Source organism: Sulfolobales archaeon, assembly GCA_038881635.1.
GTDB lineage: Archaea > Thermoproteota > Thermoprotei_A > Sulfolobales > AG1 > WYEN01.
Window position 1 is genome coordinate 38,842 of the sequence record JAVZPJ010000001.1, and the last position, 22,286, is coordinate 61,127.

21 protein-coding genes and 1 tRNA gene are annotated in these 22,286 nt (G+C 37.6%); 14 read left to right on the top strand and 8 right to left on the bottom strand.

Going from position 1 to position 22,286, the window contains the following annotated elements:
* Positions 1-29: 29 nt before the first annotated feature.
* On the top strand, positions 30-1,262 hold the full coding sequence (gene hutI / locus QXS89_00180; GenBank protein ID MEM3830613.1) for an imidazolonepropionase: 1,233 nt from the start codon (positions 30-32) through the stop codon (positions 1,260-1,262).
* A 41-nt stretch (positions 1,263-1,303) separates the two neighbouring features.
* Here hutI and QXS89_00185 read toward each other — a convergent pair whose 3' ends face one another.
* The gene (locus tag QXS89_00185) at positions 1,304-2,242 is read right to left on the bottom strand and encodes an arginase family protein (GenBank protein MEM3830614.1); all 939 of its coding nucleotides are present in this window, start codon (positions 2,240-2,242) and stop codon (positions 1,304-1,306) included.
* 152 nt (positions 2,243-2,394) lie between these two features.
* On the opposite strand from QXS89_00185, the gene QXS89_00190 reads away from it, so the two are divergent.
* Positions 2,395-3,900 (top strand): aromatic amino acid ammonia-lyase, encoded by a 1,506-nt coding sequence (locus QXS89_00190; protein MEM3830615.1) that lies wholly within the window; start codon positions 2,395-2,397, stop codon positions 3,898-3,900.
* Here QXS89_00190 and QXS89_00195 read toward each other — a convergent pair.
* A complete protein-coding gene (locus QXS89_00195) occupies positions 3,897-4,193 on the bottom strand; it encodes an acylphosphatase (GenBank protein ID MEM3830616.1) in 297 nt (98 codons plus the stop codon). The two genes, QXS89_00190 and QXS89_00195, sit on opposite strands and share 4 nt — an antisense overlap.
* Positions 4,194-4,273: 80 nt before the next feature.
* Here QXS89_00195 and pth2 point away from each other — a divergent pair, with 80 nt between their 5' ends.
* A complete protein-coding gene (pth2, locus tag QXS89_00200; protein ID MEM3830617.1) occupies positions 4,274-4,636 on the top strand; it encodes a peptidyl-tRNA hydrolase Pth2 in 363 nt (120 codons plus the stop codon).
* A gap of 37 nt (positions 4,637-4,673) precedes the next feature.
* Complete coding sequence (gene truD, locus QXS89_00205; GenBank protein MEM3830618.1) at positions 4,674-5,933, top strand: tRNA pseudouridine(13) synthase TruD; 1,260 nt, start codon at positions 4,674-4,676, stop codon at positions 5,931-5,933.
* 2 nt (positions 5,934-5,935) lie between these two features.
* Here the strand turns inward: truD and QXS89_00210 are convergent, their stop codons facing one another.
* Complete coding sequence (locus tag QXS89_00210; protein MEM3830619.1) at positions 5,936-6,454, bottom strand: transcription elongation factor NusA; 519 nt, start codon at positions 6,452-6,454, stop codon at positions 5,936-5,938.
* 169 nt (positions 6,455-6,623) lie between these two features.
* A complete protein-coding gene (locus QXS89_00215; protein MEM3830620.1) occupies positions 6,624-7,649 on the bottom strand; it encodes a glycosyltransferase family 2 protein in 1,026 nt (341 codons plus the stop codon).
* A 163-nt stretch (positions 7,650-7,812) separates the two neighbouring features.
* Here QXS89_00215 and QXS89_00220 point away from each other — a divergent pair, with 163 nt between their 5' ends.
* From QXS89_00220 to QXS89_00230, 3 genes are read left to right on the top strand one after another with little or no spacing between them, the layout of a single operon-like run.
* On the top strand, positions 7,813-8,208 hold the full coding sequence (locus tag QXS89_00220; protein ID MEM3830621.1) for a translation initiation factor IF-5A: 396 nt from the start codon (positions 7,813-7,815) through the stop codon (positions 8,206-8,208).
* 22 nt (positions 8,209-8,230) lie between these two features.
* On the top strand, positions 8,231-9,604 hold the full coding sequence (locus QXS89_00225) for a signal recognition particle protein Srp54 (protein ID MEM3830622.1): 1,374 nt from the start codon (positions 8,231-8,233) through the stop codon (positions 9,602-9,604).
* A 51-nt stretch (positions 9,605-9,655) separates the two neighbouring features.
* Positions 9,656-10,624 (top strand): isoaspartyl peptidase/L-asparaginase, encoded by a 969-nt coding sequence (locus QXS89_00230; GenBank protein ID MEM3830623.1) that lies wholly within the window; start codon positions 9,656-9,658, stop codon positions 10,622-10,624.
* Positions 10,625-10,662: 38 nt separating this feature from the next.
* Here the strand turns inward: QXS89_00230 and QXS89_00235 are convergent, their stop codons facing one another.
* From QXS89_00235 to QXS89_00245, 3 genes are all read right to left on the bottom strand, one after another.
* On the bottom strand, positions 10,663-12,495 hold the full coding sequence (locus QXS89_00235; protein ID MEM3830624.1) for a type II secretion system F family protein: 1,833 nt from the start codon (positions 12,493-12,495) through the stop codon (positions 10,663-10,665).
* 10 nt (positions 12,496-12,505) lie between these two features.
* A complete protein-coding gene (locus tag QXS89_00240) occupies positions 12,506-14,191 on the bottom strand; it encodes a type II/IV secretion system ATPase subunit (GenBank protein ID MEM3830625.1) in 1,686 nt (561 codons plus the stop codon).
* 81 nt (positions 14,192-14,272) lie between these two features.
* Positions 14,273-14,348, bottom strand: a tRNA-Asn gene (locus tag QXS89_00245).
* Between the two features lie 145 nt (positions 14,349-14,493).
* Here QXS89_00245 and QXS89_00250 point away from each other — a divergent pair.
* The 7 genes from QXS89_00250 to QXS89_00280 all read left to right on the top strand — a co-directional run bounded on the left by QXS89_00250 (position 14,494) and on the right by QXS89_00280 (position 21,162).
* Positions 14,494-15,216 (top strand): hypothetical protein, encoded by a 723-nt coding sequence (locus QXS89_00250; GenBank protein MEM3830626.1) that lies wholly within the window; start codon positions 14,494-14,496, stop codon positions 15,214-15,216.
* A gap of 71 nt (positions 15,217-15,287) precedes the next feature.
* Positions 15,288-15,911 carry a hypothetical protein gene (locus tag QXS89_00255; GenBank protein ID MEM3830627.1) on the top strand — a complete coding sequence of 208 codons (624 nt, stop codon included), beginning with the start codon at positions 15,288-15,290 and terminating at the stop codon, positions 15,909-15,911.
* A gap of 23 nt (positions 15,912-15,934) precedes the next feature.
* Positions 15,935-16,063, top strand: a complete 129-nt coding sequence (locus tag QXS89_00260) for a hypothetical protein (GenBank protein MEM3830628.1) — start codon at positions 15,935-15,937, stop codon at positions 16,061-16,063.
* A 102-nt stretch (positions 16,064-16,165) separates the two neighbouring features.
* A complete protein-coding gene (locus tag QXS89_00265) occupies positions 16,166-17,749 on the top strand; it encodes a DNA topoisomerase VI subunit B (GenBank protein MEM3830629.1) in 1,584 nt (527 codons plus the stop codon).
* An 11-nt stretch (positions 17,750-17,760) separates the two neighbouring features.
* Entirely contained in the window at positions 17,761-18,927 is a 1,167-nt protein-coding gene (locus tag QXS89_00270; protein MEM3830630.1) for a DNA topoisomerase IV subunit A, read from the top strand.
* A gap of 181 nt (positions 18,928-19,108) precedes the next feature.
* Positions 19,109-20,812: a S9 family peptidase gene (locus QXS89_00275; protein MEM3830631.1), complete on the top strand. Its 1,704-nt coding sequence runs from the start codon at positions 19,109-19,111 to the stop codon at positions 20,810-20,812.
* Complete coding sequence (locus tag QXS89_00280; protein MEM3830632.1) at positions 20,809-21,162, top strand: hypothetical protein; 354 nt, start codon at positions 20,809-20,811, stop codon at positions 21,160-21,162. Before QXS89_00275 ends, QXS89_00280 begins: the two co-directional genes overlap by 4 nt.
* Here the strand turns inward: QXS89_00280 and QXS89_00285 are convergent.
* Complete coding sequence (locus QXS89_00285) at positions 21,154-22,275, bottom strand: NAD(P)/FAD-dependent oxidoreductase (GenBank protein ID MEM3830633.1); 1,122 nt, start codon at positions 22,273-22,275, stop codon at positions 21,154-21,156. The two genes, QXS89_00280 and QXS89_00285, sit on opposite strands and share 9 nt — an antisense overlap.
* Between the last annotated feature and the right edge of the window lie 11 nt (positions 22,276-22,286).

Sequence of the window (22,286 nt, forward strand, 5' to 3'; positions counted from 1 at the left end):
AGGATTCTATGTAGATCGGTGCTTTTATATTGCATGAAAAAGTAGACATAATGATAGTTAACGCTTCAGAAATCCTAACTCTTCCAAACATAGTTAGAGGACGTGCTAGAGAAAAAGATCTAGGATTGATATATGATGGAGTTATTGCCATCAAGAATGGTATGATTGAATTCGTAGGAGAGAGTAAAGATCTTTCGAGGTATACTCCTAAGAGAGTTATAGATGCAGAAGGAGGTATAGTGACTCCTGGACTTATAGATTCTCACACGCATCTCGTGTATTATGGTTCTAGAGAAGATGAATTCGAGGAGATGCTTCTGGGAGGATCTTATGAGGAGATATTGAGTAGAGGTGGTGGGATTGCGAGAACTATGAGAGAAACCTCAAAAGCTTCTATAAGAGATCTTGTTAACCATAGTATTAGAAGAATCAAATCTATTATAAGATCTGGTGTGACAACGATCGAGATAAAAAGTGGATACGGCTTAGATCTCGAGTCAGAGATTAGAATTCTAGACTCTATAGAAATCCTGAGATCTATTGGAATAGTTGATGTGATACCAACACTGCTGGCTCACATACAGCCTCCCGGAATGAGAAGAGAGGAGTTCATAAGGATCTTTGTAGAACATCTTCTTAGAGAAGCTAAAATCAGGAGCTTTCCCTTTGTAGATGTGTTCTGCGATAGAGGAGGTTTTAATCCTGATGAGAGTAGATTCATTCTATCCAGAGCCAGAGATGCAGGATTTGGAATAAGAATTCACGCAGATGAGCTTTCATATATTGGATGTAGCGATCTAGGGGTCGATCTAAATGCTTCCTCTATAGATCATCTTAATCACACTCCACAGATTATTCTGAGAGAAATTGCCAGAAGAGATATTACAGCAACTCTCACACCTACAACAGCCTTGTATATTGCCAGGAAAAAACCTGATGTAGATACTCTGCTCAGAGAGAATGCTATAATCTCTATAGCAACAGATCATTCTCCTGCGCTTATGAACTCAGATATTATCCAAACTCTCAGCTTAGGAGCTTTATACTTGGGGATTCCACCAGCGAATCTCATAGCTAGTGTTACGGTGAATGCAGCATATAGTCTAGGTCTTAGGTTTAAGGGCTCTATAAAACCTGGTTTCATAGCAGACCTAGTCATATGGAGTATTAGAAGCTATAGATATATAGGCTATAGCATGAGCAGAGATAGTGTCAAGACTGTTATTAGAAGAGGAGATATAGTATACTCCTCTGAAGACTAGAAACTAGTAGCTTGTTAAGAATCATAATCAGAAGCTCTATACTAGGAGGTTATGAGAGATGTTAATATTCTATACACTACATAGGCTATGTTTCTAGAACATATCTCATTAACATCTTTATCGGGAACTACTTCTACTACATCAAATCCAAGGATTCTTATATTATATTCAGCAAGCCTCTTTATAATCTTCTCTAGAATTTCTACAAGTTCTCTCAGGTAAAGCCCGTCGGGAGATACAGCGTTAACTCCCGGACATTGGGAGGGGTCTATAGAATCTGCATCTATACTTATATAGATCCCGCTCCCCTTCATTGTTTTCAAGATCTCTTCTATAATCTCGTCAGATCTTCTTTTAACATCCTCGATACCTATTATGGAGACACCCTTCTCTCTAGCGTAGTCAATCATATAATAGGGGTTGGAGTGGTCTTTATATCCTACTACAAATACCTTGAATCTTTCTCCGAATTCTTCTAGTAGATCTCTGAGGTAAGTTCCAGAAGATCTTCCCTCAGAAAGTTTTCTAAGATCCAGGTGTGAGTCGAAAACAATTAAACCTGCTCTCGAATATTTCTCTAGAAGAATCTTCATGCTAACTCTGGTGAGAGAGTGATCTCCTCCCAATATTATGAAGTTCCTACAATTCTCAGAGACTCTCTTTACCACTCTCGCAAGTCTTTCTTCGCTTATCTTCTGATCTCCAGGAGCGATCTTTACATCTCCTAGGTCGCATAAGCAGAGGTTCTTATGAGGATTAAAGTTCAACCCGTATAGATGTCTTCGAATATAGAGCGGAGCATATCTAGCTCCGGGTGTGCCAGCTGTATTCCAATCCCATGGGTATCCTACTATACAGATACACTCACTATTACACCTCCTAGGATCTCTTATTACGAGATCTCTCACTCTATAGTCTTTAGGATCTCTTACTAGAATAGAGCCTGGTTCTACCAGAACCTCTGTTAAATCTTCGATCATATGTCTTATGACACCCAGATCTATAATGCTAACTCCAGGGATATTATGCTAGTATTCAGCGTATTCAAACCTTCTCACACCATAAGAGACAGACCTACAGTTGTAAACCTCTTTTAATTCTTGCTATTCTTTTTAGATATGGAGTGATTTTATTGCGTGAACCGATTCTAATAGATGTAAGTAGAGATCTAACATGTAGAGATATTTATGAGATCTCTACTTCTAGAGATCTTTACAAGATTTTTCTGCCCGAGGAAAAAGAGAGAGAGTTGAAAACTATTAGAGAGAATTTCAATAGATACATAAATTCAGGAGGTTCTTGCTATGGTATTACATCAGGATTAGGTGGGCAAGTGGTTCATAGGATCTCTGATGCTCAGGACCCTATAAAGTTGATCAGGCAGCATGCTGTTGGAGTCGGAGATCTTCTTCCAAGAGAATTCGTTAGAGGAGCTATGATCATATTAGCCAGACAGCTAAGCTTAGGATACTCAGCTGTGAGTCCCGAGGTGATTTCTCTTATAGTAGAAATGCTCAACAAAGGAATAACACCTCTCATTCCCAAATACGGATCTCTAGGTGCTAGTGGTGATCTGGCTCCGATGTCTTATATAGCTCTAGCTATATATGGTGAAGGTTTGGTTGAAGATAGTAGAGGTAGAAAAGGTTTCTCAAGAGATCTCTTCAGAGAGGAAGGATTAGAACCTTTAAAACCTGATACTAGAGATGTTCTGAGTATTATGAATAACACTGCTATGAGCAGCTCTATAGCAGCTCACACCATAGCCACAGCCGAGATTCTCCTCATGTCTCTCATCATAGCTTCGTCTATATCTGTAGAGGCTATGGCAACACCTAAGGAGCATTTTTCTGATAAGCTGGTTAATGCTAAGAAGCATAGAGGTTCTAGTATTATATCTAGGATAATTAGAGAGATCCTTATAGATTCATCTGCTGAATCCTCTGAAGTGCTTCAAGATAGGTATAGCTTTAGAACGATACCGCAAGTTCTTGGAGGATTCTATGATGCTCTAGAATTCTCTAGAACACTCGTTGAGAGAGAGATCAATTCTTCATCTGATAACCCTCTATTTATAGACGGTAGATGTGTAAGTGGAGGCAACTTCTATGGGAGTTATATAACGATATCTATGGAAACGCTTGTGCAATCTGTCATACAGCCTTTAATACAATCTGATAGAAGGATCTTCAGCATTCTAGATCCTTCTCTGAACAGAGGGTTACCACCATTCTTAACGACAAGAAGTGATGTAGGTCTTATGATATCTCAGTACACGACAGCTGCTTTGCTGAACAGAATCTCCACACTAGCATACCCCTCATCAGCATTTAGTGCTCCTACATCAGCATCTCAGGAGGATCATGTTAGCAATTCATATAACTCGGCTCTTAAAGCTTACGAGATAATAGATCTAGGGTTCTACATAGCTTCTATAGAATATCTTGTCTCAAGCTATGCTCTAACATATAGAAAGTGGTATGATAAAACCAGTTCTAAGGTAAGATACTACGTAGAACAGATCAAGGATCTTTTCGATGTATTATATGAAAAACCTCTGGATCAAGCGATAAAAGTAGCAAGAGATAGACTGTTTAAAATAGCCTATAAAGAAGCCAGAGCTAATAATATAATCTAGAAGGCTATGGAAAATTCTTTAAACTCACCTCTATACTCCTCCCACGATACTGATATATCCTCGACAACAGCTTCAGGAGGACCTTCTCTCGCAAGTTCTATAACCTTTTCAAGATCTGTTTTAGGACCTTCGGCAACTATAAGCACAGAGCCTTCGGGCTCGTTCTTCACAAACCCTGTAACTCTTAATCTTCTCACATTCCTATAGATCCAATATCTAAATCCTACTCTCTGAACTATTCCTCTAACTCTAATAATAACTCTCTTCAGATCCTCTTGAGAACTGGAACTCATATATTAAGTTCACCAAAAGTTACATGGTTATCTAAATTAAAAATTTTCCATTCCCTAATAATATATCTTCGGGTGAAAAGATTAAAAACGAAGAGTTTAAACAAGTTATAGTTGTAAGAGTGGATCTCATGATGAGCGTTGGCAAGCTGGCAGCCCAGGTAGCTCATGCTTCAGTAGATGCTGTTTTAAAAAGCTTCGAGAAGAGGAGAGAATGGTTGGATAGGTGGATCGAGAGTGGTATGAAGAAAGTTGTTGTAAAGGTTAGTAGCGAGAGTGAGTTAACTGAGATCTATAGAAAATGCGAAGCTCTAGAGATCCCCTGTTCAATCATAAGAGATGCAGGCAGAACAGAGATAGAGCCGGGAACCCTAACAGCTGTCGGTGTAGGTCCCGCCCCTTCTAGAATTGTTGATAAGGTGACGGGAGGATTACCTCTTCTATAGATCTATAGATCTCTGAATACACCTCTTTGTGAGAGAGATGGTTAACAGATCTGTTAGATGTGTGGAATCTAGTCTGAAAGAAGATCTTTTTCTTAAAATCGAATGCTATGAAACAGGGTTCAGAGGCTTAGAAGCGATAGGTAGACTCAATTCTTCAAATTTCAAAGTCTTTGAAGTATCTAGAATACATGGAACTGCCGGTGAAGTATATCTACCATCAGAAGATTTCTACAGATATCCTATGTATCCTCCATCTTCTTCCTATTCTTCTCTTCATATATATATTTTGAAGAAGAAGGATCTCGATACATTCCAAGCTTTAAGAAGAGTTAAGAGAATCACAAAAGCTGAGAGAGTATTCTATCTAGGTCTTAAGGATAAGTCTGCTGAGACATTTCAATTCATAGCTCTCGACAAAGTAGGAAAATTCATGCCATACTACTATTCAAAAGATCTCGAATTATACTTTATAGGTTTAGATTCGAGAAGAAGATTTAAGAGAGATATCCTCGCTGGAAACTGTTTTCTAGTAGATCTCTCTGAGATCATAGAAGAACCTGGGGGAAGAGCTGGAGAGGTCTTAGAAATTCTGAGCACTATCAAAGATATAGGTTTCATACCAAACTACTACTCCTATCAGAGGTTTGGATTGAGAAGAATGATAACTCACCTAGTAGGAAGATACATTATCAGAGGAGATCTGGAGAGAGCGATGGAGAAAATAATATGCTACCCTCAGGATACCTGTGATACTAGAGAGAAATGTAAAGAGATACTAGAGTCTAGACATAGATGGATGTGGATCGAGAAGATCATTTGCAGAGATCTTGAGAGAGAACCTATAGAGAGGATCTTCTCAAAGATCCCCAGGAGAATTAATCTACTCTTCGTAGAAGCATATCTCTCTTACTTATTCAATTCATATCTGTCAAAGAGATGGAAGCTACACGGCCTGAGTTTTCATAGATTAGAGAATGAAGTAGAATGTCTAAACCCTCTTAGCGGGATCAAGACTCCTTGTATATCTATAAAACTTGATAAGAAAGGCGCCGACCTTAGAAGTATCAATAAATATATATTCTATGAAGTTTCAGAAGAACTTCAAGAAAAATTAAGATATGAGGTGATCAGGAAATTAACCGGTTTAAAAAGAATTGTTATAAAAAGATCTCTTGTATGCCCTCTATCCCTTATAGAGGTCGATGGATTGAAGATTAAATTCTGTCTTGACAGAGGATGCTATGCTACAAATCTACTGAGAGAGTTATTTAAAGAAAACATATCAAAAATACTCTAGATCTACTCTATTCTTATCTTTACACTCTCTCCGCTTATTACCTCAACTATCTTCTCTATATTCTCTATTGGAAGAGTTATATACCTGAGATCAGTTCTAGGGATTCTCACTATATGCTGCTGAGATCCGTCTGGAACCCATACTATGTTAACACCAAGTATTCTGGCAGGGAATATGAGTTGTGATATGAGAGATTTCACATCTTTCTTATTGCTAGGCGAGATCACTCTAACTCTCATATTAAGCTTATCGCTTAAAACCTTTGAAAGCCTCTGGAGAATCCTTTGATCTGCCTTATGCGAGAATTCACCTACTATAACTATATTATCTGAAAATCTGTAGGCTTTCACGTATGTGAAGTCTGATAGAATATTTTTAAACTCGGCATCATTCTCAACATCTATCATAGCTCTCATGAGATCTATTTCAAACTCCTCAACCATCCCGATCTCAACAAGCCTTCTACATCTAGGGCAAAGCACACCGGTTTTAACACATATATAGTCTAGAGGTATTTTCACCTATTGATCCCTCACCGAGTAGAGACTACATCACCATACTACAGTATATCTTGTAAACACTTATATATTATAGAATTCCACTATAGAACATAGAGTAGAATCTCTCCGGTCGTAAGTTTTATGATATTTCGAGAGATCTTGAAAAGATTCTAACTTGATTCAAATTATTTTAACTCTCAGAAAATTTGACAGTATAGTAGACTGTGAAGAAAGCGTGTAACAGTAATCCTATGTATCCTAGTAATCCTGTGAAGAATCTAGGTCTCTCTACAAGCTTATAGCTTCTTAGCTGGAGAAATACTATCGCCATTACTATAGATATTAGGTAGAATAAAGCTATAGATATAAATCCTGCCACTGAGAGAATTATCATGATCACATTATAAAGTAAGAATGATAACCACATATAAAGATCAGGGGGGTATCTATATTTTATCATTCTGCTACACTCTACTAAACCCTTAACTCTAGCTCTCTGCCATTTAATAACATCTCTAAAGCTATCCGGGATCGATACATACACAATAGCATTACTGGCATGCTCATACGTTATTTTACTTCTGAAGTTCTTATACAGATAGTAAGAGAATATATAATCTTCACTTCTCGTGCAAGGCGGGTATACAAAGAATCTATAGACTTCTATATCCTCACACTTATTATTCCCCGGCGCATGCCTATCTCCAACGCCGATGGGAAAGAGCTGGTGATATGTATGATACCAGAAGAAAATATGAGACCATATACTTGTATTTCTTACTATGCTCTCTCCCGAAACTATAACAACCTGATTTTTTCTAAGACTCTTTATCTTCTCAAATCTCTCTAGAATCTCTCTCACATAGTTTCTATCGTATATGTTTTCAGAATCTCCCCATATAACTACTCTATAGCCTTCTCTCATTAGTTTCTCTATGATCTCTCTTCTAGCAGGTCCTGTACCCCCCTTAATACTTTGTTCTATGAAGAACATGCAATCCCTACCTCTACTTATAAGGTTGAAGACCTCTCTAGAGCGATCTCTGCTACCTCCGTCAACAACATATATATCAAAGCATTCACAAGGAGGACAACTCTGATCTATTAGACTTTCAAGAGCTCTCCTAAGACCTTCAGCATTATCCTTGTTAAGTATTACTACAGCGATCTTGCCTAAGCTCTCACGTATCTGCTTATTCTCATAAGAATCTTTCATATGATCACATCCTAAACATTATTAAATAATACATAGGTATAATATTCGCGGTATCATTAGAACTCCTCTTTAATTCACAATAGATAAACCTCTATAGAATTATCTCACAGATCATATCTGACAGAATATAAGGCTTTATCATAGTTATTTATTGGGTGAGAGGTTGAGCATAACATATGCTGAGCTTGGCGAGCTGAAGGAGGGAAGCTTTATAGTTATAGATGGAGAGCCTTGTAGAATTGTTGAGATTACAAAGGCTAAGACAGGTAAACATGGTTCTGCTAAAGCTCACGTAGTAGCTATATCAATACTCTCGGGAACTAGGAAAACTCTTGTAGCACCTGTTGATACAAGAGTTGAAGTACCTATAATAGATAAGAGAACAGGTCATGTGATAGCTATAACAGGAAATAGTGTTCAGATAATGGATTCTGAGACTTATGAAACTTTTGATGTTCCAATGCCTTCTGACAAGGATCTTGCTCAGAGGATCAGTGTTGGAAGAGATGTTGAGTATTGGGTTGTGATGGGCAACAGAATAATTACCTCTGTGAGGTAATATTTTTCTAGTGGTATTATAAATGAAAGGATTAGAAGGGTTAAAAGATCTTGTAGTGAGATTTCTCAAAGGATCAGATACCTACGAGAGATCTGTAGATAACTTCGTAAGAGAACTTCAGAAAACACTTATATCAGCTGATGTGAATATAAAAGTAGTATATGATCTATCTAAGAAGATAAGAGAAGAAGCTCTGTCAACAACACCGCCGCCGGGAGTTACGAGAAGAGATTGGTTTATAAAAGTAGTATATGATAATCTGGTTTCTATATTTGGCGGAGATACTCTTCCTAATGTCACGCCACATAAACAACCTTATATAATAATGATGATCGGTGTTCAAGGTTCTGGAAAGACCACCACATGCGGTAAAATCGCTAATTACTATAAAAAACTCGGGTTTAGACCTTGTCTAATTGCCGCCGACACCTATAGAGCTGGAGCTTATGAGCAGTTGAAACAGATAGGGGATAGGATAAATGTGAAGGTTTATAGAGAGGAGAATTCTAATGATCCTGTCGAGATAGCTAGGAAAGGTGTTATGAAAGCTATAGAGGATAGATGTAACATAATAATCATAGATACAGCGGGAAGACATGGTTATGGAGAGGAGAAGGCTTTATTAGATGAGATGGAAGCTATAGCCAAGGTTGTTAATCCTGATGAAATAATGCTTGTGATAGATGCTTACATAGGACAGAAAGCATATGATCTCGCTAAGAGATTTCATGAGAGAACTCCTATAGGCTCTATAGTGGTTACGAAGGTTGATGGAAGCGGTAGAGGTGGAGGAGCTTTATCAGCTGTTATAGCCACGGGAGCTAAGATAAAGTTTATAGGTACAGGAGAAGGGATCGATGATCTCGAGGTTTTCAATCCTAGAAGATTTATAGGTAGAATACTAGGTTTAGGAGATATAGAAGGTTTAATAGATAAACTCAGATCTATTGAGGAGAGTGAAAAGCTTGAGAAGAGAATGAAGAAGATAATTAGCAAAGGAGAGATCTCAATACCTGATCTCTATCATCAGCTGAGAAATATAATGAGGCTAGGACCTCTATCAAAGATTCTTCAGATGATTCCTGGAATTTCAATGTTCACGTTAAATGAAGATGAGGTGAAGCTTAGTGAGAAGACTATGAGAAAATGGCTTCATATAATAGATTCAATGACGGAAAAAGAAGTTAGAGATCCCGGGTTATTAAATAGATCTAGGATGAGAAGAATCGCTATAGGATCTGGAACTAGCTTTGAAGATGTAAAACAGCTGGTGACATACTATAATAACATCAATAAAATGCTCAAGAATATCAAGAGAAGAGGAGGTCCTCAGCTAATGAGAAAAATAATGGAACTAGATCAATCTAATCTTCCTTTTGAAAAATCCGAAAAATAGATTATAGCAAGACTTTACTTTTCTTTAATCTCTAGAGTCAAATATCTCAGGGTGAGCTCTATAAAACCCTCCGGAAGAACCTTTCTTCGAGGAAATCTCGCTAAGCCAGCTATATTGATCCACGGAGGAGCTGGAAGCTGGAATGTAGATCTTCAAACTCGTGAAAGAATAATAAGATTTCTCAGAGATCTGGCTAAAGATTCCTACGATAAACTTGAGCAGGATTTCAGCGCGTTGGATGCTGTAGAATATGCAGTGGCGAAACTAGAAGATTCAGGGATCTTTAATGCTGGTTATGGTAGCGCGCTAAATATAAAAGGATTTGCTGAGATGGATGCAGGAATAATGGATGGATCTACCATGAAAGCTGGGGCGGTAGCTATGGTTAGAAATGTAAAGAATCCTGTTAAGATAGCTAGAAAGATCTTATCAGAAACAGATCATGTTCTCCTAGGAGGACTCTATGATGAAGATTTAATCAGAATTTTAGGAATAGAGAGATCAGAGGATAATCCTGAGATCAGAAGAAGATATAGAGAGATCATATCCTCAGGAAATTTCCCACAATACTACAGAAGAAACATAGAACTGATAAAAAGAATAAGACCTACAATCTCAGATACCGTAGGAGCAGTAGCGTTAGACCGCAAAGGAGGACTTGCAGCAGCTACAAGTACCGGAGGTATATGGCTTAAGCTTCCAGGAAGAATTGGAGATTCACCAATACCAGGCGCTGGATTCTATGCAGATAGAGAGATAGCATGCTCAGCAACAGGTGTTGGAGAGGCTATCATGAGTGTATCTCTCTGCAGAAGTATAGCTCTGCATAATCGCTATCTCAGAGATCTAGGCAGAGCTGTTGAAGAGAGCTTTGACGAGTTAGAAAGATTCTTTGGATCAGATACAGCCGGTGTTATAGTGCTAGAAGTATCTGGCGATTATGTGATCTGTTATAATACGAGAGGTATGGCTAGAGGATTTATGGCAAGTTCTTTGAAAGATCCTGTGGCGGATCTCTGAAATTCTGAAATAATAATTTTTCAATTTAAAGGCTTATGCTATATATTCACATAGAATGAGATCATTATAATTTGTATGATTAGAGATATTATTAGAAGTATGAATCCATGTTTAAAGCCTTCTCCAAGGCTTAACTCAGAGATCTTACCTGCTACTAAACCCATGATCCAGGAATTTACAGAGATACCTATGCTGAGAAGGATGATAAAATTATAGAGCGCCGAGGGATCTATCTTCGTTTGAACACCTCCGGTAGAGATAGGTGCTTGTAAAAGCATTGTCAGGAATAGTATTGAGGATATTGATAGAAGAACTGCCGCTATGTAAGGCATTATAACATAGGATCTTAAAGAACCTCTCAGCCTGCTCTCCAGCTCAGAAAGAGATCTGGAGAATTTAGCTAGAGAATACATTACATCGGGGCTGCCTCCTCCAACATTTATAGAATCAATTAAGAATCTAAACATTATTCTTACAAATCTACTTTTTATCTCACTAAGACTAGATCTAATGGCTGTAGATACGTCCATTCCAATACTTAGAGCAATACCAATCCTTCTTACTATAGGAGTTAGAGATCCATAATCTCTTCTCATCGCCTGAATAATAGCTCTCTCAGGTGAAAGACCCGTTCTTCTAGCTTCGCTCACATCTTCGAGGAAGTATGTGGTCTTCTCATTAATACCTTTCGCTTCACGAGTTTCTCTTCTATAGTAGTACCATACAACTCCTGAGAGGACTATAAGAGGTATTGTTGCCGAGGTTATAACACCTAAGGCGGATACCTTGTTGATAACACCATAGAGATATAGATAACCGTTAGTGAGTATTAGAAGTATAAGACCTGAGACCACGCCCAAGATAGAGCCTATGATTACACCATCAAAAGTTTTTCTTAAAATCACCACCTGTTTTGGCTGTGAGTAGTGTACTATGAAGATGGTTATTACAGACATTAGAGGAAGGAATATGAAGAGATATGCTCCGATAAGCATATTGCTTATACCACCTTGAACACCTAGAATCTGAAGTCCTCCAGCTGATACAAATAAAACGAAAAGTGATAATGTTAATACCACAGCCAATATCATATAGATCTCTATGATCAAACCCATTCTTTCTATTATAGATTTAATTCTCTCACTAAACTTCGTAAAAAGATCATCGGCTTTAGATTCGAGATAAGATGTAAGATCACCTCCTATTCTCAGTACAGTCACATAACCCATCAAGAGATCCTTAAAGAGAGGACTTGGAGTTTCTGCCGCTAGATTCTCTAGAGCTGTTATAGGATCTCTTCCAAATACTTTGACCTCTCTAAGGAATAGCCTAGCTTCTCTTCTTAAACCCTCGAAAAGCTTGATCTCTGAAAATCTCTCTAAAACCTTAGGTAGAGATATGTTACCCCTAGACATTATAGCTGCATATGATACGAAGAAAGGTAGTTCTGCTTCTAGAGTATTTCTTCGAGATGAGATTCTAGCTATTGGATAGAGAAGAGATAGAGAGAATACTAGAACAGGCGTGAATACGCCTGCAAGAATAAATATCAGCATGATCATTGGCGTGTTAATATAGATCATGACACCCACGAGAATGATGGAAATTCCTATAATTATCGAGGCTATGAGCATTGTTGCTACTCTTGCTGAGTATATCAATGGATGAATTGGTATACCTGCAGATCTTATAACTCTATCAAGATCAAATGTTTTTCTAATTCTCTCTGCCAAGCCTGAGAATAAAACAAGCGAGAGCACATCTATTATGGTTATAGTAATGGTAGAGCTTCCACTTAAAACTCTTCTATCTTTAACAACCTTCCTTCTTCTCTTCCGTGGAATAATTCTTCTCAGACTATCTCTTAACATTGTATACCTCCTAGAATATATCTTCTTCTAGATCTATCTTCATGCTCTTGAGATCTTCTCTCACGGTATTAAGGATCTTATCTCTATCTAAGTGATACATAGATATATATCTAGCTATCTCTCTATAATTTCTCACACCTCGTCTATTGAGCCAGACCATGATAGCTGCTCTATCCATGATCTCTTCTAGAAGATCATCAGGAGAACGTTCTTCTAATTTCGATAACCTTGATATCATAACACTCTTGCTGAGCTCTGCAATTATCTCATCCCGAGAAGGACTCCAGTAGAATATCTTTACATAGCTTCCATCCTTATCCAGCTCCCATACATCGGTAACCCTTCTAACACTTCTAGGTCTACCATCTTCTCTCACCGAAACTCTTCTCACCGCTAACACGCTGTTTATCAATGGTATATAGCTCTCGGGTATGTTCATTGGAGGGCTTTTCAATCTTTTGATCATGGAATCAATATCTTCAGCGTGGATAGTGGTCACACCACCATGACCAGTAGCTATAGCCTGAAAGAGAACATATGCCTCTTCACCTCTCACCTCACCTACAGCTATTATATCAGGTCTATATCTTAGCGATACCCTGACCAAGTCGAAGAGAGTTATCTCTCCAGCTCTGCTCTCTCCAGCAGCATAGCTAGGTCTTGAAACTAGCTGAACCCAGTTCTCTATAGGGAGTCTTAGCTCCGGTGTGTCTTCTATGGTGACAACCTTATATGTTGGTTTTACTAGATTGAGAACGCTGTTTATTAGGGTTGTTTTTCCCGCTCCTGTAACTCCTAGAACCATAATAGGTGATTTCCTGTCGATCAAAAACCAGAGATATCCTGCTAGAAGTGGTGTTAGTGTTTTAAATGATATGAGATCTATTATTGTTATGGGATCTTCTCTAAACTTTCTTATAGTAAATGTAGAGCCGTGTGTTGATACCTCCTTCATATACGTTGCAGCAATTCTATGACCTTCTGGTAGTATTGAATCTAGTATCGGGTGCGCTACAGATATATGCTTCCCAGATTTGTGAGCGAGCTTCATAACAAACTTATCGAGACTATCATGAGATCTAAACCATAGATTTGTAGGTATAGATTCATACTTACGATGCCACACGTATACAGGGTATCCTACTCCATTACACGATATATCTTCTATGAAAGGATCTCTAATCAAAGGATCTAGAACATCATATCCTAGGACATTTCTCTCAACATAGTAAAGTATCTTTGACCAGCTAACTGAGGGAGTTGTGCCAAGTCTCACTCTAAAGAGATCTATAGCTTGCCGAGCCTTATGAGATATATAGTCTACAGGGTTCACATCAGGTGAGATCTCTCCGACACTCCAGATCATATAATCTAATATTCTTGAGAAAATCTTTTTCTCCAGATCTGTGAGAGAAACCTCATCTATTTTATATATGATCTCTTTAGTATCCTCCTTCTCAACTATAACTATATGAGCCCATGGGTCGTGTACAGGATATCGATCCAAGATCCTGCCCTTAACATTCTCGTAATGAACCTCGATCATTCCATAGTACTCAGGTGCTGAAACACCACTTCTTATATTAAATACTCCACCTAGCTTCCTATCCAGATCCTCAATATTACTCTCCTCAGTTTCAAAACTCTTCTTTCTAATTCTAAAACTTTTAATCAAGCCTTTCATACTCTTCAACATAGTATTACTATCTAAAAATATTCTTGATAACTTAATATTTAATACTCTCTAGCGCATGAAACACACTTGCATATTAGATGATGGCGCCGGAGGGAGGATTCGAACCTCCGACCACCGGGTTAACAGCCCGGCGCTCTACCAGCTGAGCTACTCCGGCCCGTTACCTTACTACTAGAGTGGAGGGTTATAAATTTTTACAATTCTAAAGCCTCGCTCTTTAGAGCGGGGAGGAGGTCAGAAGCCTATGTGGTCATATTAAAAGCTTAAATATCTATTACATTGTTACATGTAACGGTGATTACATGTCATCTGAAGAGTTTAATAAGAGAATTAATGATATATTTGAGAAAGCTGAGAAGAGGTTGAAAGAGATCTATGATAATGTAGAGAGAAAATTAGAGGTGGGGCCTTGGAGAGATGTTCTGAGATTCTGGAGGCATGAAATAAGATCTCTTGTAAGAGATCTGAGAAGATCTCTTGAAGAAGTTAGAGATGATATAGAGAGAGCGAATCTTAGTAGAGAAGAGGTTGAGAAGATAGGAGTATATATGAGAGATAGAGTTGAAGCATTCATAGATCGCATGAATGAAATAATAGATGAACTTGAGAGTAAATTAGAGGAGAAGAGGGTCTTCCCCCATCACATGTGGATGGGGTTAAGAAGAATACCTGACATAGTCATCGCATCTATAGGAACCACAATAAGAAGTCTTGATAAAATGATAAGAGATCTTAGTGAGGAGATAGCGAAAGTTGCAAGCACACCTATAAAGACCTATGAAACTGAGGTAGTATCTTCTGTAAGAGTTAGATCTGAGGATCTAAAGATCATAGATCAACTCGTTGAAGGAGGTGTTTTCAAGAGTAGAAGTGAAGCAGTTTCTTATTTCACTAGAAGAGGTCTTGAATGCAGCCGTGAATGGATTGAAAAAGCGCTAGAACAAATCAAGAGAATTAAAGAGATCCAGGATTCTATAAAGAGAGAACTTGAAAAAGAGAAAGATAATGGTGAAAAGCTAAAATAACTAGAGAATATAATAAGGATATAAAGAGAACTCTAAAAGGAGTCATGTGATTAGAAGAGTTTGATATATCTATGATCCCTTTGGAAGCATGGGAGGATCTTAAGAGAAAATTTTATGAGAGAATGATCAGAGATCGATATATAGGATATCTAGATCCAGGGATCGAAGAGATTCTTATAAAGATATTTAGATTGCGAGAAGCTTTTCCAACAAGTTCATGCAGTGGTAGAATAACTGCTATAGATTCTATATACCCTTGGATCAGAAAAGATTCTTATGTGTTCTTTAAGAAACACGGTGAGATAACATTAGAAGAAATGAGATCTATAATTAAAACTCCAGCTGTGAATTCTATATGGGTTGTAGTTTCAGGACCTATAATACATGTGAACACGTATACACTATCTGAAGCTGTTAGAATACTTAGAACAGCTAGAGATGCAGGGTTCAAGCATAGTGGTATTCTCTCGAGAAGTAAGAGAGGATACATAGTAGAGATCCTATCTGGAATCAGATTAGATACTCTGGTAAAGACTCGAGATAAGATCCTCTTAAGAGAAGAAGATATACCATTGATAGTAGAGACTATAAACAAAGCTTATAGAATGGGTAGAGAGAGAATAAAAAGACTTGAGAAAGCTTTAGATAAACTATTAGAAGATGAGAACAGGGAAGAAGCTTTTAATAGTTCTTAGGAATATCTATTAAAGATGATTTCATGGGTAGAACTAGAAGATCTCGTAAGAATATAAGAACAAATAAAACTCATAGAGAGTATGAGAGTGAATGTATAGATGCACATTGTGTTCTAGAATATGTGATTCCTCAAAGCAACCTGGATCTGTAGATCTTCAAAAAGAAAACCTTTTAAGCATATCTATACATAAACTATTAAGGCATTATACTCCACAGCTAATAATAAAGTGAGAATAGAGGTGGTATTGTGAGCATAACAACAGCAGAGAAGTATAGAGCTATATCTCCTTCAGAATTCTTCTATAGAAATAAAGAGATCGCTGGATTTTCCAATCCCGCAAAAGCATTATATCAAGCTGTCAGAGAACTTGTTGAAAACTCTCTAGATGCAACAGACACACATGGTATTCTTCCTAACATAAAGGTGATATTAGATCCTGAAGAATCTTTAGGAGAAGATGTTTTTATACTCACAGTGGAGGATAATGGAATAGGAATTCCTCCCAGCCATATACCTCAAGCTTTTGGAAGAGTTTTATATAGTAGCAAGTATGTTCTGAAACAGACTCGAGGAATGTTTGGTCTAGGTGCTAAAATGGTTGTTTTATACAGTCAAATAACATTAGGAAAACCTGTTGAGGTTATTAGCAGTGTAAGAGGATCTGATTCGATATATTATTATAAGCTTATGATCGATATAAAGAATAATGAGCCTATAATTCTAGAAGAAGCTTTATACCCTAATGAGAGCATGTGGCATGGAACTATTGTGAAGGTATATATTAAAGGAGATTGGATCAGATCTAAAAATAAGATTATAGAGTATATAAGAAGAACAGCTATCGTGACACCATATGCACAGATAGTATTCAAAGATCCAGAGGGTGGTATACATTTCTTTAGAAGACTTACAGATAAGATGCCGAAACCTCCTCGAGAAGTTAAACCTCATCCTAGAGGTGTTGACGTTGAAATGCTTAGAGATCTAGTTCAGAGATCTAGAGCTAGACGTCTCAAAGATTTTCTAATGGAAGAACTCGATAACGTAGGAGAGAAGACAGCTGAAGGAATTATAAAGCTTGCTGGGCTCAGAGCTAATCAATCTGTGAAGAAAATGAACCTAGAAGATCTTAAGAAACTTGCGGATGCTCTCAATAGATATGAAAATATTAGAAGACCTTCATCAGAACATCTATCACCTATAGGAGAAGAACTGATCAAGATAGGTTTGGAAAATATGTATAAGCCCGAGTTTGTTGATGCTATAACGAGAAAGCCTATAGCTTTTGAAGGGCATTCTATGATAGTTGAAATCGGTATAGCCTTTGGAGGAGATATTCCAGAAGCACCATTCCCAGAAGAGATCCTTCTTCTCAGATATGCTAACAAGATACCCCTTCTATATGATGAGACCAGTGATGTATCTTTTAAAGTAGTTTCACAGATTGACTGGAAGAACTACGAGATCGAATTTCCTGCAAGACTTGCAGTCTTAACACATATCTGTAGCACTAAGATTCCTTATAAGGGGGTTGGTAAGGAGAGCGTTGCAGATGTGCCCGAGATAGAAAAGGAGATAGAGAACGGTGTTAAAGAGCTTGCAAGAAGACTTAGAACCTATATTAATAGAAGAAAGAAATTAGAAGAGGAGCTTAAAAAAGCGTATACTTTTCTGAAATATATTCCAGAAGTGGCTAGAAGCCTAAGCGTGTTCTACGAAGATAAGAGAGAAAACAGATATAATGAGCTGAAGGATATGCTGTATAAGATGCTTAAAGAAAGAGTTTCCATAAAGGATCTCAAGAGCGTAGATGAGGTAATTCTCTCTATTGAGTAGGGTGAGACTTCTTGACATCCTATACTTCGAAAGTAGATCTAGAGGCTAGGAAGAGGATCAGCGAAATCCTGAGAAAAAGGTTTCTAGAGATCGCTGAAAAGATCGAGAGAGGAGAAGAACCTGAAATGCTTATCCCGAAGAGAACTCTCTCAAACACTATATATGATCCGAAGAGAAAATTACTTCTGCTAGGAGATGAAAAATTCTCGAGAAAGTTTTTCGATCTTAATGAGGCTAGAAAGTTCATGCAAACAACTCTAATGGCATCAATAATATATGAGTCTCTGATCAATAACGAGTATCCTACGATAAGAGATCTCTATTATAGAGGTAAACACACTATAAGATACAAGATCCATGATAAGAGAATTGAAGAAGAGAATACATGGGATGAGCAGAAAGAAAGCGATTCGGTTCTGAGAGATATAGAAGTATACACTAATCTCCTTAGAGAAGATATGCTAATACTATCCAAGGAGAAGGGTAAAGTAGTTGGTAATATGAGGATCAAAAGCGGAGATGATGTTATAGATCTAAGTAAGATGGGCCATGGAGCCTACGCCATAGAACCTACGCCAGATCTCATAGATTTCATAGATGTAGACGCTGAATACGTGCTTGTAGTAGAGAAAGATGCTGTATTCCAGCAACTTCATAGAGCAGGTTTTTGGAAGAAATATAAGGCGATACTTATAACTAGCGCCGGACAGCCTGATAGAGCTACTAGAAGGTTTGTTAGAAGGCTTAACGAAGAGTTGAAGCTTCCAGTATATATAATAACAGATTCAGATCCCTACGGATGGTATATATATAGCGTGTTTAAAATAGGATCCATAACTCTCTCATATGAAAGCGAGAGACTGGCAACACCCAATGCAATATTTCTGGGAGTTTCAATGACCGATATATTTGGAGATCCTTCTAAGGGTAAGAAGCCTTATCTTACCGAGAGCGAGAGGAAGAACTATATTATAAAAGCTAAAGAGAGAGATCTTAAGAGAGCTAAAGAACTTAAGAATTATAAATGGTTTAACACTAAAGAATGGTTGAAAGAGATTCAGATCTTTGAAGAGAAGAAATCAAAACTAGAGATCGAAGCCTTAACTAGTAAGGGTATGCAGTTCCTTATGGATGTATATATCCCAACGAAGATTAATACAAAAGATTGGATCACCTGAGCCTCATAAGCATAAGAGGATTCCTTCAGATCAGACCTATCTATATATACCTTATACTGTAAGATGCCAGACCATAATCCTTTAGATCCTATGATAATCATCTTCATATTTGAAAGGCTCGATCATAATATTATTTTTACTTTATTAGTTCTCAACACCTATTAATGAACCGGGATCTTGAATGAGCTTAGAAATAGGCGAACTCGCTGAAATGCTAGCCACGATCAAGTCTGTTTTTAATCTGAGTGGAAGTCCTTCAGAGAATCTTCTTGCATTTAATTGGAATAGAGATGGTAAGTGGGATGTGTATATATATGATCTTAGTTTAGAGAGAATCGAGAAGATAACCTCAGGGCCTGACTCCTATCTAGAGCCTTCCTTCTCTAATAGGAGAAGATTAATAGCTTATCTAAAGGATAGAGAAGGTGACGAAATGTATCAAGTTATACTGAGAGATCTTGAAAGCGGTGAAGAGCAGGATCTAACTAGAGATCCTTCTCATTACCATTTTAATCCAAGATTCGATCCTAGAGATGAGATGATAGCATTTACTTCGAATAGAGGTGGGAGACCTTCTCAACTGTTTTTATGGAGAGATCATGAGATTCTTGAGTTGACAAGATGGAATGAGCCTATATTCAATTTTAACTGGGTTAGTGAGAGAGAGATCGTTTACATAAGAGGAATATATGACACAGAGCTGAGGCTTATCGATGTAGAGAATCTCTCGGATGAGCTTTTGCTAAAATTCGAAGGATCTGAGATCTATCTAGGCGATGTAAATAGATCTAGAAAGAAAATATTATTTACATCTAATAAGAATGGATATCTAGACATAGGAGAGTACGATCTTGATGAGAGAACCTGGAAGTGGATTTATAGAAGCAATAGTGAGAAATACAGCCCTAGATATTATTTCGATGATATACTTTTTATAGAGTTCACTGATGGAAGGAATATACTCAAGAAGATTCGTAGAGAAGAGATAGAGATTCTAGCAACCGGAGTTGTTGAATTCGAGGTGTTCAGAGGTGGCATAGCTTATGTTAGGAGCACCTCTGACGAGCCTAGCTCTCTCTATGTGAATAATAAGCTTGTGATAGATAATACACCAGGAGGTTTAAAGGGTAGGCTGGTGAAAGCCTATTCAGACTACTATACGACCTATGATGGGAGAAGAATTCATGCAATGATATACAAACCCGATAACTGGAATAAAACTGCTGTGGTTCATGTGCACGGAGGACCCGATGCACATTCAATGGATTCCTGGAATCCTATCTCACAGCTTCTAGCTTTAAACGGTTTCATGGTGATCCAGCCTAACTACAGAGGTAGCACAGGTTTCGGGAGAGAGTTTCAGCATCTTAATGATAGAGATCTTGGAGGAGGAGATCTTCAGGATGTAATCCACGCCGCTAAATATGCCAAAGATCTTGGGGCTGAGAAGATAGTTATTATAGGTGCATCATATGGAGGATATCTAACAGCTCTGGCTCTCGTGAAAGCTCCAGAGATATGGGATGCGGGGGTTGCTATAGTAGGCTTCTATAACTGGTATACAGAGTATGAGAACGAAGCTGACTATCTTAAGAGCTATGATTCTATCAAAATGGATCCAAAGCTTTTTAGAGAGAGATCACCTATATTCTTTGTAGAGAATATAAGAGCACCAGTTCTATTCATACATGGCGAAAAAGATCCTAGATGTCCTGTAGAGGAAGTTTATCAGATGATAGAAGTGTTAAACAAGTTAGGGAAAAAAGTAGAGCATCTGATCTTCCCAGACGAAGGACATGGTGTTAGAAAAGATGAGAATAGGATTAAGATGTATAAAAGAATCATAGAATTCTTAAATAAATATCTCACTGGTAGAGTCGAATGAGCTCCAAGAAAAGGATCGAAATAGGAGAATTACAAGGATATCCTTATGTAGAGTGCGATACTAGTACGGGTATCAACCTCTTAAACAAGATCAGCGAGAGACTAGGATATGTATCAGAAGATCTCAGAGATTCAATTAGGATCTTAAGCAACTATGATGACTTCTACTCGTATATGAAGAAAAAAGGTAAAGAATTTATAGTACCTAGTAAGAGAGAAAGTGATTTCATAAGAGGAAGAGTTGTAATAGATAAGATCAAATTATTAGAAGGAAGAAGAGCTGTAATAGTATTCGATAGAAGAATAAATAGAAGTCTTATAGAGAACGTAGTTTATGAATTTCTATCTTGAGATTATCCTCCTAAGAACCGATGAATGATAATCATAGTCTATGTAGAGAGTTCTCCCCAGGTATCTTACAACATATTTTCTTAGAATATTTTCTACGCCTAATCTTTCAGCTATTTTTGTCGCCATTCTCTGAAAATAAAGCTCTGACAGGATTCCTTTCATATTATTCTCATAAGATTCTCTAAATCTATCTATATCCCTATCTATAGAATTTCTAATTGATAGAGCTTGATATAGAGAGGTATACAATCCACCACCTGTGAAAGGCTTTGTAAGTCCTGCAGCATCTCCTGCTATAATATATCTTTTCATGATATTTCTCTTGATAAAACTTCTAACTATAATTCCTCCATAGAGAGATGCAGCTCTCGCCTCCTCTACTACTCCGATTTTTTTCAGTCTATAGAGAAAGTATCTGAAGAAAATACTAGTACTAGTTTTAAGGCTGAATCCAGCTCCTGCTATAGCTCTCTTCTCTGATACAGGGACGATCCATCCAAAGAATCCTGGGAAGAGTTTGTCATCTATGAATACCAAGATCTCATCTATATCTGCCATATCATATCTCTTAATCGGGGCAAGCCCTTGAATTCCTAATAAAAGATCTCTCTTCTCGTTTCCTATGATCTTCTTAGATATGATTCCATTCACTCCATCCGATATTATAGCTACATGATTTTTCAAGCATCTTCTAAATAAGGTATTCTTTCTATCAATAACTAAGCAGATCTCGTTATTCTCTCCTTCTTCTAAACTTAAAATCTTTGATCCTAGCTCTACCCTAGATCCTCTGTCTATAGCTTCTTTTAATAACATTCTCTCCAGATTAATTCTATCAAGTCTATAAATCCTATCAGTAAATCTTAGATTTAAAATCTCACTGCCGTTAAGATCTAGAACCTTAATTCCTTTATAGATGTTCATGATATTTTCTACGGCTATGGAGCCCAGGATCTTCACGAATCTACTGCTTACTATACCAGTACAGTGAGGAGGGTATCCTACTATGTTATGCTCCTCGAATAATAAAGAATCTTCTATCATATATGCATTTGCAAGGCCGGCGAACCCTCCGCCAATGATTACAAATCCTTCTATATCTTCTGGCTTCATCTTCCCTCAGT